Source organism: Micromonospora sp. NPDC005252 (genome assembly GCF_042872475.1).
Lineage (GTDB): Bacteria > Actinomycetota > Actinomycetes > Mycobacteriales > Micromonosporaceae > Micromonospora.
On the sequence record NZ_JBIAKN010000001.1, the window covers coordinates 764,052 to 777,908 of the forward strand.

Consider the following 13,857-nt stretch of genomic DNA (forward strand, 5'->3'; position numbering starts at 1 on the left):
CCATGGCCCTGGATCCGCAGTTGCTCGAGATCCTTGCCTGCCCGGACACGCACCACGCCCCGCTCACCTACGACGCGGAGGCGCAGACGTTGACCTGCACGGAGTGCGGCCGGATCTTCGAGGTCCGCGACGACGTGCCGGTGCTGCTGCTCGACGAGGCGCGTGGCGGCCCCGGACTGCAGTCATGATCGACGGTACGGCCGGGGTCAGCGGGCGTCGTGACGCCGACGAGGCCCTGCTCGACAACCCGGACGCGCTGGCCGAGCACGACCCGGGCGGCATGCTGCGGCACACCGCGTCGGCCGGCGCCCAGGTGCGCGAGAGCGCGGCGTTGGCCGCCGAGGCGAACCTGGCGGTGCTCGCCGACGACGGGCGTCCCCGGGCCGTGGTGATCGCCGGCATCGGCACCGCCGGGCGTACCGGTGACGTGCTGGCCACGGTCGCCGGGCCGCGCTGCCCGGTTCCGATCATCGGGCACCGCAGCGCGGGCGTACCCGGTTGGGTGGGCGCCGCCGACGTGGTGATCGCGGTGAGCGCGTCCGGTCGGAGCCCGGAGGCGTTGGGCGCCGCCGAGGCCGCGCACCGTCGCGGTGCCCGGCTGGTCGCGGTGGGCGCCCCGGACTCGCAGTTGCAGTCGGTGGCCGAGCGGGCCCGCGCGCCGTTCATCCCGGTGCCGCGCCGCGCGCCGGCCCGGGCCAGTCTCTGGGCGCTCACCGTGCCGGTGCTGCTCGCCGCGCGTTCGCTCGGGTTGGTGAAGGTCAACGAGGCGGACCTGGCGGAGACGGCGGCCCGGCTGGACGCGGACGCCGACCGCTGCCGCTCCGCCGCCGAGTCGTTCGTCAACCCGGCCAAGTCGCTGGCGCTGGGCCTGGCCGGCTCGATCCCGATCGTGTGGGGCTCGTCCCCGCTGGCCACCGTGGCGGCCCGCCGCTTCGGTGACACCCTGTCCGCCAACGCCCGCTACCCGGTGGTCACCGGGGCGCTGGGCGAGGCCGGGCGGGGCCGGGTCGGGCTGCTGGACGGGGTCTTCGGCGGCCTGGCCGAGGGGGAGCGGGACATCTTCGCCGACCCGGCGGAGGACGACGGCGAGGGCACCCGGCTGCGGCTGGTCCTGCTGCGCGACGGCGGCCTCAACGCCGAGGACGACACGGACGAGCCGCTCGCGGTCGAGGAGCGCCGCGCGGACGCGGTGCAGACCCTCGCGGAGCGCCGTGGTGTGCGCTGCGACGTGGTGACCGCCGAGGGTGGGTCGGCTCTGGAGCGGCTTGCCTCCCTGATCGCCGTACCGGACTTCGCCTCGATCTACCTTGCTCTGGCACACGGATTGGACCCGATGGCCGTCCCGGCCATCACCGAGATGAAGGAGCTGTCGAACCAGTGAACGTACGCAGGGGGCGGCGCGTCACGTACGTCACCACGACGCGAAGCGGAGTGGCGGCGTGAGCGCGAACGGCGGGACGAAGGCGATCGTCGCCGCCCTGCTGGCCAACGTCGGCATCGCTGTCACCAAGTTCATCGCGTTCCTGCTCTCCGGGTCCTCGTCGATGCTGGCCGAGGCGGTCCACTCGGTCGCCGACTCCGGTAACCAGGGTCTGCTGCTGCTCGGCGGGAAGCGGGCGAAGCGCGCGGCCACCCCGGAACACCCGTTCGGGTACGGCCGGGAGCGCTACATCTACGCGTTCATCGTGTCGATCGTGCTGTTCAGCATCGGCGGCCTGTTCGCCCTCTACGAGGCGTACCACAAGTGGTCGCACGCGGAGGGCATCACCGAGTGGCAGTGGCTTCCGGTGGCGGTGCTGCTGGCGGCGATCGCCATGGAGTCGTTCTCCTTCCGGACGGCGATCAAGGAGTCCAACCACATCCGGGGCAACCAGTCCTGGGTGCGCTTCATCCGGCGGGCCAAGGCGCCGGAGCTGCCGGTGGTGCTCCTGGAGGACTTCGGCGCGCTTGTCGGTCTGGTCTTCGCGCTCTTCGGCGTCGGCATGACGCTGATCACCGGCAACGGCCGGTGGGACGCCGCCGGCACCGCGATGATCGGCATCCTGCTGGTGGTCATCGCCATCGTGCTGGCCATCGAGACCAAGAGCCTGCTGCTCGGTGAGGGCGCCGAGCAGCAGGACCTGGCCGCCATCGAGCGGGCCATCACCGAGGGCCCCGAGGTGGAGCGGATCATCCACATGAAGACGCTCTACCTGGGCCCGGAAGAGCTGATGGTGGCCGCGAAGATCGGCGTGCCGGCCTGCGAGAGCGCCCACGACGTGGCCCGTGGCATCAACGCCGTGGAGGCGCGAATCCGCACCGCGGTGCCGATCGCCCGGGTGATCTACCTGGAGCCGGACATCTACAGCGCCGCCGCCGCGGCGGCCGGCACCGGCACCGCCGCCGACACCGCCGTACCGCAGCCCGAGGACGCGTCGGGCGAGGCGGTCGGGCGGCCCGGGGGCTGAGACGGTGGAACCGCTGTACGGACCGATCCGGGATTACGCCTGGGGGTCCCGCTCAGCCATCGCGATGTTGCAGGGTCGACCGGTGCCCAGCACCGGCCCGGAGGCGGAGCTGTGGCTGGGCGCCCACCCCGGCGCCCCGGCCAGGGTGGAGCGCGCCGGCCTGCGGGTGAGCCTCTGTGACCTGGTGCGCGACGAGCCGGGGCAGTGGCTGGGCCAGCGGGTGACCGACCGGTTCGGCACCCGGCTGCCGTTCCTGCTCAAGGTCCTCGCCGCCGACGCGCCGCTGAGCCTGCAGGCCCACCCGGACGCCGAGCAGGCCCGGGTGGGTTTCGCGGCGGAGGCGGGCCGGCCGGCGGGGGAGCGCAACTACTCCGACCCGCACCACAAGCCGGAGTTGCTGGTCGCGCTCACCCCGTTCGAGGCGCTGTGCGGCTTCCGGGATCCGGCCGAGTCGGCCGAGGCGCTCGCCGCGTTCGGCGTACCGGCGTTGGGGCCGGTGGTCGACGCGCTGCGGGCCGGGCCGGCGGGGCTGCGCACGGCCGTGCGGACGCTGCTCGGCTGGCCGGTCGCCGAGCGCGACGGGCTGCTGCGTGCCGCCCTGGCGTCGGCGGCCGACGGCCCGGACGCGGAGCTGGCCCGCCGGTTGGCGACCGTCTATCCGGGCGACCCGGGCGTGCTGGTGGCGCTGCTGCTGCACCACCTGCGGCTGGTGCCGGGAGAGGCGATCTGGATGCCCGCGGGCAACCTGCACGCGTACCTGAGCGGCTGCGGCGTGGAGATCATGGCGGCCAGCGACAACGTGCTGCGCGGGGGTCTGACCCCGAAGCGGGTGGACGTCGACGAGCTGCTGCGGGTGCTGCGTTTCGAGGTGCTCGACGATCCGGTACGTGCCGCGCAGCCGATCGCCCCGGGCGTGGACTGCTGGCCGGTGCCGGTGGACGACTTCGCGCTGCACCGGGTGCGGGTCGGCGCGGCCGTGCCGGAGGTCACCGTGGCGCTGCCCGGCCCCCGGGTGGTGCTCTGCGCTGCGGGCTCGGTCACGGTCGACGACGGGACGGGCGCGCTGACGCTGGCGTCCGGCCAGGCGGCGATCGGCACGGCGTCCGGTGAGCCGCTGCGGGTCGGCGGCGACGGTGAGGCGTACGTGGCGACGTCGGGGCTGCGCTGAGCCCGACACAAGTCCGACTTTCCCGGAATAGCTTGACGCGCCCCTGGCTGAATGTGACTCTATGAGTACGCAGCGTTATCGCGACGACGGTCCGACAACGTGCGGGGAACCAAACCGGGGGGATGCACGGGGCGGGCGGAAGTGGGCAGCGGGTCTGTCCACCACCGACCGCCCCGTGCGCTGTCCGCAGCCCGTCCCCCGGCGCCCGTCGCCAGCGCGCGTAAGGTGGAGGATCGGCGCAGACATCGTTCGACAGGAGCTTTCATGACCAGCACCCTCCCGGCGGCCGCCAGCGGTACGCCGTCCGAGGCCCGGCCGAGCACGCTCGCCGAGGGCGACTTCAAGGTGGCGGATCTGTCGCTCGCCGAGTTCGGGCGCAAGGAGATCCAGCTCGCCGAGCACGAGATGCCCGGCCTGATGGCGATCCGGCGGGAGTTCGCCGAGGCGCAGCCGCTCACCGGCGCCCGGATCACCGGTTCGCTGCACATGACCATCCAGACCGCCGTCCTGATCGAGACGCTGGTCGCCCTCGGCGCGCAGGTCCGCTGGGCGTCCTGCAACATCTTCTCCACCCAGGACCACGCCGCCGCCGCGATCGTCGTCGGCCCGAACGGCACCCCCGAGGCCCCCGCCGGCGTCCCGGTGTACGCCTGGAAGGGCGAGACCCTTCCGGAGTACTGGTGGTGCACCGAGCAGGTGCTCGTCTGGCCGGACGGGCAGGGCCCGAACATGATCCTCGACGACGGCGGCGACGCCACCCTGCTGGTCCACAAGGGCGCGGAGTTCGAGAAGGCCGGCGTCGTGCCGCCGGTCGAGTCCGCCGACTCCGAGGAGTACGGGGTCATCCTCGAACTGCTGCACCGCTCGCTCGCCGAGGACGGCCAGCGCTGGACCCGGATCGCCGCCGGCATCAAGGGCGTCACCGAGGAGACCACCACCGGCGTGCACCGCCTCTACGAGATGCACCGCGCGGGCACGCTGCTCTTCCCGGCCATCAACGTCAACGACTCGGTGACCAAGAGCAAGTTCGACAACAAGTACGGCTGCCGCCACTCCCTGATCGACGGCCTCAACCGGGCCACCGACGTGCTGATCGGCGGCAAGATGGCCGTCGTGATGGGCTACGGCGACGTGGGCAAGGGCTGCGCCGAGTCGCTGCGCGGCCAGGGCGCCCGGGTCGTGGTGACCGAGGTCGACCCGATCTGCGCGTTGCAGGCCGCGATGGACGGTTACCAGGTCGCGACCCTGGACGACGTGGTCGAGCAGGCGGACATCTTCATCACCGCCACCGGCTGCTTCGACGTCATCACCAACGAGCACATGGCCCGGATGAAGCACCAGGCCATCGTCGGCAACATCGGCCACTTCGACAACGAGATCGACATGGCCGGCCTGGCCAAGCGCTCGGACGTCGAGCGGATCAACATCAAGCCGCAGGTCGACCTGTGGCGCTTCGCCGACGGGCACGCCATCATCGTGCTGTCCGAGGGGCGTCTGCTGAACCTGGGCAACGCGACCGGGCACCCGAGCTTCGTGATGTCGAACTCGTTCGCCAACCAGACGATCGCCCAGATCGAGCTGTTCACCAAGACCGAGGAGTACCCGGTCGGCGTCTACGTGCTGCCCAAGCACCTGGACGAGAAGGTGGCCCGCCTGCACCTGGGCGCGCTCGGCGCCAAGCTGAGCAAGCTCACCAAGGAGCAGGCCGCGTACCTGGGCGTCTCGCAGGAGGGGCCGTTCAAGCCGGACCACTACCGCTACTGATCGACATCTCTTCGAACCGGGTCGGCTGTTCGCAGCCGGCCCGGTTCGTCGTTCCCGCCAGGGCGGGACGGGACGTCAGCCGGAGCGGGAGTCGCGGCGGCTGGGGCGGAACCACGTCCACGCGCACCAGGCCAGCCAGCCCAGGGACACGACGGTGGCCAGTGCCCGCAGGCGCAGCGCGCTGAGCAGCAGCACCACGGCGAGCACCGCCAGCCACGGCAGGAAAGCCTTCACGGCAGGGATCCTCCCACGCTCGGACGGTGACCGGTTCGTGGCGGCCGCCGAAGACCAGGTCACAGCGAGAGTGAGCTTGTCATGAACGACTTGACGAGGTCCCGGAACTGGAGGAAGGTATGGCTGCCCTAAGTTAGCTGAGGCGCGCCTAATGAACACGGAGCCAGAATGTTCGCCACCTACCTGATCGGCCTGCGGGAGGGCCTGGAAGCGACCCTGGTGGTCAGCATCCTGGTCGCCTTCCTGGTGAAGTCGCAGCGCCGGGACCGGTTGCCGCAGGTGTGGGCGGGCGTCGGCCTTGCCGTGGCGCTCTCGGTGCTCTTCGGCTGGCTCATCGAGTACACCTCGACCTCGCTGCTGTCCCGCTCCGAGGACCGCGAGCTGTTCGAGGCCATCACCTCCGTCGCGGCCGTGGTGTTCGTCACCTGGATGATTTTCTGGATGCGCAAGGCGGCCCGCACCATCGCGGGCGAGCTGCGCGGCAAGCTCACCGAGGCACTGGCCGTCGGGTCGCTCGCCGTCGCCGGGATGGCCTTCCTCGCGGTGATCCGGGAGGGCCTCGAAACCGCCCTGATCTTCTACTCCGCCGCCCAGGGCGCGGCCGGCGACAGCGGGCCGCTGCTCGCGCTGATCGGCGGCATCCTCACCGCCGTGGTGCTCGGCGTGCTGCTGTACGCGAGCGCCCTGCGGATCAACCTCAGCAAGTTTTTCACCTGGACCGGTGCCCTGCTGATCCTGGTCGCCGCCGGCATCCTCAAGTACGGCGTGCACGACTTCCAGGAGTCCGGTGTCCTGCCCGGCCTCAACGACCTGGCCTTCGACATCACCAGCACGCTCGACCCGACCACCTGGTACGCGGCGCTGCTGGCCGGGATGTTCAACGTGACCCCCGCGCCCACCGTGCTCGAGACGATCGCCTGGATCGCGTACGCCGTGCCGGTCCTGGCGCTCTTCCTGCGCCCAACCCGGCGTACCCCCGCACCGGCCGCGGCCACCGCGGCGCCGGCTGCGCCCTCCGCGGCGGCACCCCCCGCGGCCTCGGCGCCCGCCGTCGCCGCGTCGGCGGCCGAGTCGACGTCTCCGGACGCCACGAGCATCACCACCGTCACCGAGCGCGGGGCCGACACCGGCGCCGAGGCCGAGGCCGCCGCGGCAGCAACGCCGCAGCGTGCCTGACCCCACGAGGAGAGACAGCCCAGATGCGTACCACCCGATTCTTCGCGCTGGCCGCTGCCGGCGTGCTGGCGACGACCGGCGTCGCCGCGTGCTCCGACTCCAAGAAGGATGAGGCGGGCGCGGCCGGCGGCGCGATCGTGGTCAAGGCCACCGACACCGCCTGCGAGGTCGGCACGACCGACCTCGGCGCCGGAACCGCCACCTTCAAGATCACCAACTCGGGCGCGAAGGTCACCGAGTTCTACGTGTACGCCTCCGGCGACCGGGTGATGGGCGAGGTGGAGAACATCGCCCCCGGGCTGAGCCGCGAGCTGCACGTCGAGCTGCCGGCCGGGACGTACGAGACGGCCTGCAAGCCGGGGATGAGCGGCAAGGGCATCCGGGGTGCGCTCAAGGTCAGCGGGTCCGCGCAGCCGCTGACCGCCGACGCCGCCCTGGCCGGGGCCACCGACAACTACCAGCGCTACGTCAAGAGCCAGACCGGCGCGTTGCTGGAGAAGACCGAGGAGTTCGTCGCCGCGGTGAAGGCTGGCGACGTGGCGAAGGCCAAGGCGCTCTACCCGGTCGCGCGCACCTACTGGGAGCGGATCGAGCCGGTGGCCGAGATCTTCGGCGACCTCGACCCCAAGATCGACGGCCGCGAGGAGGTCATCGAGGAGGGCATGGAGTTCACCGGCTTCCACCGAATCGAGAAGGACCTCTGGCAGTCCGGCGACATCAGCAAGGACGGCCCGATCGCGGACCGGCTGCTGGTCGACGTCAAGGAGGTCGTGGCGAAGGCCAACGCCGAGAAGCTCTCCCCGCTCCAGCTCGCCAACGGCGCGAAGGAGTTGCTCGACGAGGTCGCCAGCGGCAAGATCACCGGCGAGGAGGAGCGCTACTCGCACACCGACCTGTGGGATTTCGCCGCCAACCTGGACGGTTCCAAGGCGGCGCTGTCCGCCCTCCGGCCCGCGTTGGAGCAGCGCTCGCCGGAGCTGGTCAAGCAGCTCGACACCGAGTTCGCGAACGTCGAGGCGCAGCTCGGCAAGCACCGCGACGGCGACGGGTGGAAGCTGCACACCGCGTTGAGCAAGGCTGAGCTCAAGGAGCTCTCCGACGGCATCAACGCGCTCGCCGAGCCGATCAGCAAGGTCGCCGCAGTCGTCGCCCGGTGACCGGGACGCAGGGGGAGTCGAGTCGATGAGCGCAAGCAGGTTGACGCGCCGACGGGCCATCACGCTCGCCGGCGCGGGGGTGGCCGGAGTCGCCGGGGTGGCCGCCGGCGCGGGCGCGCTGGTGGGCGACTCCCGTGGCCCGGCGGCGGCCAGCGACCACCCGGCGGGCGCGGTCCCGTTCCACGGGGAGCACCAGGCCGGCATCGTCACCCCGGCGCAGGATCGGCTGCACTTCGTCGCCTTCGACGTGATCACCAAGGACCGGGCCCGCCTGGTCGAGATGCTCCAGGAGTGGACGGCCGCCGCCGTGCGCATGACGGCCGGCCGCGACGCCGGGGTGCTCGGCGCGGTCGGCGGCATGCCGGAGGCCCCGCCGGACGACACCGGTGAGGCGCTCGGCCTCCCGCCGTCGCAGCTCACCCTGACCATCGGCTTCGGCCCGACGCTGTTCCGCGACGCCGACGGACGGGACCGCTTCGGCATCGCCGACCGCCGCCCGGCCGCCCTGGCCGAGCTGCCCAGGTTCCCCGGTGACGCGTTGCAGGCCCCGATCTCCGGTGGCGACCTGTGCGTGCAGGCGTGCGCCAACGACCCCCAGGTGGCGGTGCACGCGATCCGCAACCTGGCGCGGATCGGCATGGGGGTGGTCAGCGTCCGCTGGTCGCAGCTCGGCTTCGGCCGTACGTCGTCGACGTCCCGGGACCAGGCGACCGCCCGCAACCTGTTCGGCTTCAAGGACGGCACGGCCAACCTCAAGGCCGAGGAGACCAACCTGCTCCGCGACCAGCTGTGGGTGCAGCCGGGCGACGGGCCGGACTGGATGACCGGCGGGTCGTACCTGGTCACCCGCAAGATCCGGATGCTCGTGGAGACCTGGGACCGGACCTCCCTGGCCGAGCAGGAGGAGATCGTCGGTCGGACCAAGGGCAGCGGCGCCCCGCTCGGGCGCAGCAAGGAATTCGACGAGCCGGACTTCGCGGCACGCGGGGACGACGGCAAGCCGCTGATCGCCGAGCACGCCCACGTCGCCCTGGCCCACCCGAGCCGGAACAACGGCGCGCACCTGCTGCGGCGGGGCTACAACTTCGTCGACGGCTCGGACGGTCTCGGCCGGCTCGACGCCGGCCTCTTCTTCATCGCCTACCAGCGGGACCCGCGCCGGCAGTTCGTGCCGATCCAGACCCAGTTGGCCCGCCATGACGTGATGAACGAATATCTGCGGCACGTCTCCAGCGGCCTGTTCGCCTGCCCGCCCGGAGTGCGCGACGGTGGGGACCACTGGGGCCGCGCGCTCTTCGGCTGAGCGCTAGGGCCTGTTTCATAAGAACTGGCCGGCCTGCGGCGGGCGCCCGGACTCCGCCTCGGCTCGACCGCCCTTATGAAACAGGCCCTAACCGGATCGCGGCGGCGACCCGTCGTCCGGATGGCGACAGCGCGGCCGGCCGGGGGCTACGGTGGCGCCGGACGGCGCCGAGGGGGGATCATGGTGGGAGCCGGCCCGGGAACCGATCCCTGCGCTGGACCTCGCACCACGTGGCGCCGCCGCCGCGGGTCGCGGTGACTGGTTTGCCGGCGGCACTATCCGTGCCGGCTGACGCCGGTCCCACCGAACTGAACGGGGATGCAATATTAATCCCATGAGAGCCCGGGTACTGGTGGTCGACGACGACCCCGCACTCGCCGAGATGCTCGGCATCGTGCTGCGCAGTGAGGGTTTCCTGCCCTCGTTCGTGGCCGATGGCGAGCGGGCGTTGGCCGCCTTTCGTGACAGTCGGCCGGATATCGTCCTGCTCGACCTCATGTTGCCCGGAATGAGTGGTATCGACGTGGCGCGGTCGATCCGTGCCGAATCCGGCGTGCCGATCGTCATGCTGACCGCCAAGAGCGACACGGTGGACGTCGTCCTCGGCCTGGAGTCCGGTGCCGACGACTACGTGGTCAAGCCGTTCAAGCCCAAGGAGTTGGTGGCCCGGATGCGGGCCCGGTTGCGCCGTGGCGAGGACGTGGCGCCGGAGATGCTGACCATCGGCCCGCCCGGCAACCAGATCACCATCGACGTGCCGGCCCACACCGTGAGCCGCAACGACGAGGAGGTGAAGCTGACGCCGTTGGAGTTCGACCTGCTGGTCGCGCTCGCCCGCAAGCCGCGTCAGGTCTTCACCCGCGAGGTGCTGCTGGAGCAGGTCTGGGGTTATCGGCACGCGGCCGACACCCGACTGGTCAACGTGCACGTGCAGCGGCTGCGCGCCAAGATCGAGCCAGATCCGGAGCGGCCGGAAATCATCCTCACCGTGCGGGGCGTGGGCTACAAGGCGGGCACCGGATAGCCTGGTCACACTGTGTCGACCTCGCCGCCCCCGCACCCCCAGACCACGGCAGCCCGCCGGCTCAACGCCGGCCGGGACCTGTGGCGCGCGCTGAGTGGCCGGGGCGCGCGGCTGGTGGCCCGGGCGCACCAGACCTGGCGCCGCTCGCTCCAGGTCCGGGTGGTGACCATCACGCTGGTCGCCTCCAGCCTGCTGGTGGGCGGTTTCGCGTACCTGATCGCTGACAAGATCACGACGATCCTGCTCGACAACGCCCGCACCGACGTCCAGTTGCGGGTCAAGGGCGGCGCGGGCTACGCGGCCAAGCAGGTCTCCCTCTACGGTCAGCCGCAGGAGGCGCAGCTTCAGGAGACCATCGAGGGCACGGTCAACTACCTGGCCGGCGGCGACCCACAGCAGACCAGTGGCGTGGTGGTGGCCATCACCGCCGCCGACTACCCGACCGTGATCCAGACCCGCACAGCGCCGGCGGTCAACGTCCAGCCCCTGCTCAGCAAGGAGCTGCGAGCCGCGGTCGCCAGCGGCAAGGTGGCCAGCCAGATCCAGACCGGTCGGCTCACCGGCGAGCCGACGAAGTACCTGGTCTACGGCTCGCCGGTGCCGACCCGCTTCGGGCAGATCGAGCTCTACTACCTGGTGCCGCTGACCCGCCAGGACGCCACCGCCGCGGACGCCCGAGCCACCGTCGTCGCCACCGGCATAGCCCTGGTGGTCCTGCTGGGTCTGCTCGCCGCCCTGGTCACCCGGCTGGTGGTCAACCCGGTCCGGGTCGCCGCGCGTACCGCCCAGCGGCTCTCCGCCGGCCTTCTCGACCAGCGGATGGTGGTCAACGGCGAGGACGACCTCGCGCTGCTGGCCGCCTCGTTCAACCAGATGGCGACCAACCTGCAACGGCAGATCCTGCGACTGGAGGAGATGTCCCGGTTGCAGCGCCGGTTCACCTCCGACGTCTCGCACGAGCTGCGGACCCCGTTGACCACGGTCCGGATGGCCGCCGACCTGATCTTCGCCGAGCGCGACGAGTTCGACCCGGCGGTGGCCCGCAGCGCCGAACTGCTCCAGGCCGAGCTGGACCGTTTCGAGGAGCTGCTCACCGACCTGTTGGAGATCAGCCGGTTCGACGCGGGCTTCGCCATGCTGGACGCCGAGCCGACCGACCTGGTGCCGGTGGTGCACCGGGTGGTCGACCGGTTGGCCGGCCTGGCCGAGCGGGTGGGCGTGGAGATCGAACTGGACCTGCCGAGCACGCCGGCGATCGCCGAGGTCGACCCCCGCCGGGTCGAGCGGGTGCTGCGCAACCTGGTCGGCAACGCCGTCGAGCACGGCGAGGCCCGGCCGGTGCTGATCACCCTCGGCATCGACGACACCGCGGTGGCGATCACGGTCCGCGACCACGGGGTGGGGCTGAAGGTGGGTGAGGAGAAGCTGGTGTTCAACCGGTTCTGGCGGGCGGACCCGTCCCGGGCCCGGCAGACCGGCGGCACCGGGCTGGGTCTGTCGATCAGCCTGGAGGACGCCCGCCTGCACGGTGGTTGGCTGGAAGCCTGGGGAGCGCCCGGGCAGGGCGCCCAGTTCCGGCTCACCCTGCCGGCCCGCGCCGGTGACCGGCTCACCACGTCGCCGCTGCGGCTGGTGCCCGCCGACGCGGCGCTGCCGTTCGGCGGCCCCCGCGACGGCGGCCCGCTGGCCATCGGGCCGGGCACCGGTGGAGCGCTGGCGATCGGCCCCGCGCCAGCGGGGGACGGCCAGCGGGCGGAGGTGCGCTCGTGAGGGCTCGACCACTGCTGGGCGCCCTCGGCGCGGCGCTGCTGCTCAGCGCGGGCTGCGGCATCCCGGCGTCGTCCGACGTGCGGGTGGACGGCAAGGCCGGCACGGCGACCGAGGCCGGGTCGAGCAACGGCCGAAGCAGCGAACCCCCGTCGCGTACGGCCAGCGGCAGCGACAACGAGGCGTTCGTGCGTAACTTCCTGTCCGCCGCCGCCGGCGAGCCGGACCGGGCGTACGAGCGGGTGAAGGCGTTCATCGCCCCGGAGCACAGGCTCCGCCTGCAGGACAAGAAGGGCAGCGAGGTCGCGCTGACCGTGGTCCGGCTGCGGGAATCGGTCTTCACCTTCAACAGCGACTCGACCACCACGGTCAAGATCTCGGTGCAGCAGATCGGTGTGCTGCGGACCAACGGCACTCTGGCGCCGCCGGTGGCGACCGAGACCGAGTACGAGTTCCGGCTGCGCAGCGCCTCGCTCGGCGGCGCCGACAACGACGAGCGCGCCGGCCAGTACGTCCTCGACCCGCCGAACGTGCTGCTGCTCAGTGACGTCGCCCTGCAGCAGTACTACCAGGACGAGTCGATCTACTTCTGGAGCTCCGACCGCACCCGGCTGGTGCCCGACCAGCGTTATCTGCCGTTCGCTGTGCCGGACGAGCGCCGGGTCAACGAGGTCGTGCGTTGGCTGGTCGGCGGCCCGTCCGACTGGCTGCGGCCGGGCGTCGTCGGCCTGCCCGACGGCACCGAGCTGATCAACAACGCCACCGGCGCGAACAACCGCTGGGAGGTCAACCTGGACATGTCCGGCGACGACCAGAACCGGGTCGACCAGGTGATCACCCAGCTCGCCTGGTCGCTGGGTGACCTGCCGGGCGAGCTGGAGCTGAAGATCCGTAACAACTCACAGCCCGTACAGGACCTCAACGAGCGCCGGCTGGCCCAGCCGCTCTACCCGGTGCGGGAGGGCCCGCAGCGGTTCGGCGTCTACGAGGGCGCGATCCGTCCGCTCGACTTCGTCGGCGAGCCCGGCGGTGTCGTGCCCCTGGCGGCCGAGGTCAACCGCAACATCGTGTCCGCCGGCCTCGCGCGGGGCGCCAACCGGGTCCTGGCCGCGATGGTGGTGACCAGCGGCAAGGACCGGCAGCGACTCGCGGTGGGCGCCGGCGCGGACACGGTGGCCGCGCTCAACCGCGGCGACACGGAGTACGCCTCGATCAGCCGCCCGGTGTGGCTGCGTACCGTCGACTCGCGCCCGGCGCAGGGGCTGGTGGTGGCCGACGGTCGCCTCTACCGCTTCGACGAGGCCGCCCGCATGTCGGAGGTGCCGCTGAACCTGCCCTCGCCGCAGGTCACCGCGGTCGCCGCCGCGCTGGACGGTCAGCGGGTCGCGTTGGTCGCCGGCGGCCGGCTCTACGTCGCGGCGATCAACCTGGACGGCGCCGGGAGCGGGATGTCCGTCGGCCCGCCCCGGGCCCTGGTCACCTCGCTGACCGGTCTGACCGCGGTGGACTGGATCGGCGAGGATCGGCTGGTGGTGGCCGGGTCGGCCGGCCAGCCGGCGATCTACGAGATCAGCGTCGACGGGGCGCTGGAGACCCCGCTGCGCACCGACGTGGGCGCCAAGGTCAACCACCTGACGGCGTACCCCACCAACCGCAGCGTGCGCGTGCCCACCGGGGCGTACATGTACGAGGCGAACAAGGTGGCGTACCGCAGCAGCCCGTTCGAACGGATCGAGCCGGAGAGTGTGCGCGACGTCCCCGCGCCGCCGGCCGGGGTCCGGCCGAGCAACCCGTCTGCCCCGTTCTTCCTCTACTGA

General features: G+C 72.0%; 12 protein-coding genes. 11 read left to right on the forward strand and 1 reads right to left on the reverse strand.

Annotation, left to right across the window (positions count from 1 at the left end; genetic code table 11):
- The first annotated feature begins 2 nt into the window (after window positions 1-2).
- The 5 genes from ACFYPH_RS03695 (at window position 3) to ahcY (ending at window position 5,379) form a co-directional block, all read left to right on the forward strand.
- On the forward strand, window positions 3-188 hold the full coding sequence (locus ACFYPH_RS03695) for a Trm112 family protein (protein ID WP_354859020.1): 186 nt from the start codon (window positions 3-5) through the stop codon (window positions 186-188).
- A complete protein-coding gene (locus ACFYPH_RS03700) occupies window positions 185-1,381 on the forward strand; it encodes an SIS domain-containing protein (RefSeq protein ID WP_234587712.1) in 1,197 nt (398 codons plus the stop codon). Before ACFYPH_RS03695 ends, ACFYPH_RS03700 begins: the two co-directional genes overlap by 4 nt.
- A 58-nt stretch (window positions 1,382-1,439) precedes the next feature.
- Window positions 1,440-2,447 (forward strand): cation diffusion facilitator family transporter, encoded by a 1,008-nt coding sequence (locus ACFYPH_RS03705; RefSeq protein WP_354859023.1) that lies wholly within the window; start codon window positions 1,440-1,442, stop codon window positions 2,445-2,447.
- 4 nt (window positions 2,448-2,451) lie between these two features.
- Window positions 2,452-3,615 carry a mannose-6-phosphate isomerase, class I gene (gene manA / locus ACFYPH_RS03710; protein WP_387178632.1) on the forward strand — a complete coding sequence of 388 codons (1,164 nt, stop codon included), beginning with the start codon at window positions 2,452-2,454 and terminating at the stop codon, window positions 3,613-3,615.
- 264 nt (window positions 3,616-3,879) lie between these two features.
- Window positions 3,880-5,379, forward strand: coding sequence for an adenosylhomocysteinase (ahcY, locus tag ACFYPH_RS03715; RefSeq protein ID WP_354859028.1), 1,500 nt, complete (start codon window positions 3,880-3,882; stop codon window positions 5,377-5,379).
- 75 nt (window positions 5,380-5,454) lie between these two features.
- On the opposite strand, the gene ACFYPH_RS03720 is transcribed toward ahcY, so the two are convergent.
- A complete protein-coding gene (locus tag ACFYPH_RS03720; protein WP_354859030.1) occupies window positions 5,455-5,613 on the reverse strand; it encodes a hypothetical protein in 159 nt (52 codons plus the stop codon).
- A gap of 168 nt (window positions 5,614-5,781) precedes the next feature.
- On the opposite strand from ACFYPH_RS03720, the gene efeU reads away from it, so the two are divergent.
- The 6 genes from efeU (at window position 5,782) to ACFYPH_RS03750 (ending at window position 13,857) form a co-directional block, all read left to right on the forward strand.
- Complete coding sequence (efeU, locus tag ACFYPH_RS03725) at window positions 5,782-6,789, forward strand: iron uptake transporter permease EfeU (RefSeq protein ID WP_387178637.1); 1,008 nt, start codon at window positions 5,782-5,784, stop codon at window positions 6,787-6,789.
- A gap of 23 nt (window positions 6,790-6,812) precedes the next feature.
- Window positions 6,813-7,946, forward strand: a complete 1,134-nt coding sequence (gene efeO / locus ACFYPH_RS03730; RefSeq protein WP_355132929.1) for an iron uptake system protein EfeO — start codon at window positions 6,813-6,815, stop codon at window positions 7,944-7,946.
- A gap of 25 nt (window positions 7,947-7,971) precedes the next feature.
- Window positions 7,972-9,249 carry an iron uptake transporter deferrochelatase/peroxidase subunit gene (efeB, locus tag ACFYPH_RS03735; protein ID WP_387178641.1) on the forward strand — a complete coding sequence of 426 codons (1,278 nt, stop codon included), beginning with the start codon at window positions 7,972-7,974 and terminating at the stop codon, window positions 9,247-9,249.
- 334 nt (window positions 9,250-9,583) lie between these two features.
- A complete protein-coding gene (mtrA, locus tag ACFYPH_RS03740) occupies window positions 9,584-10,273 on the forward strand; it encodes an MtrAB system response regulator MtrA (protein WP_007455837.1) in 690 nt (229 codons plus the stop codon).
- 12 nt (window positions 10,274-10,285) lie between these two features.
- Window positions 10,286-12,043 carry an MtrAB system histidine kinase MtrB gene (gene mtrB / locus ACFYPH_RS03745; RefSeq protein ID WP_355063071.1) on the forward strand — a complete coding sequence of 586 codons (1,758 nt, stop codon included), beginning with the start codon at window positions 10,286-10,288 and terminating at the stop codon, window positions 12,041-12,043.
- Entirely contained in the window at window positions 12,040-13,857 is a 1,818-nt protein-coding gene (locus ACFYPH_RS03750; protein ID WP_354859043.1) for an LpqB family beta-propeller domain-containing protein, read from the forward strand. Before mtrB ends, ACFYPH_RS03750 begins: the two co-directional genes overlap by 4 nt.

Excerpts from the sequence above, each read along its gene's own strand:
- ahcY (WP_354859028.1), top strand. The coding sequence starts at position 3,880 with ATGACCAGCACCCTCCCGGCGGCCGCCAGCGGTACGCCGTCCGAGGCC.
- efeU (WP_387178637.1), top strand. The coding sequence starts at position 5,782 with ATGTTCGCCACCTACCTGATCGGCCTGCGGGAGGGCCTGGAAGCGACC.
- ACFYPH_RS03700 (WP_234587712.1), top strand. The coding sequence starts at position 185 with ATGATCGACGGTACGGCCGGGGTCAGCGGGCGTCGTGACGCCGACGAG.
- efeB (WP_387178641.1), top strand. The coding sequence starts at position 7,972 with ATGAGCGCAAGCAGGTTGACGCGCCGACGGGCCATCACGCTCGCCGGC.
- mtrA (WP_007455837.1), top strand. The coding sequence starts at position 9,584 with ATGAGAGCCCGGGTACTGGTGGTCGACGACGACCCCGCACTCGCCGAG.
- efeO (WP_355132929.1), top strand. The coding sequence starts at position 6,813 with ATGCGTACCACCCGATTCTTCGCGCTGGCCGCTGCCGGCGTGCTGGCG.
- ACFYPH_RS03695 (WP_354859020.1), top strand. The coding sequence starts at position 3 with ATGGCCCTGGATCCGCAGTTGCTCGAGATCCTTGCCTGCCCGGACACG.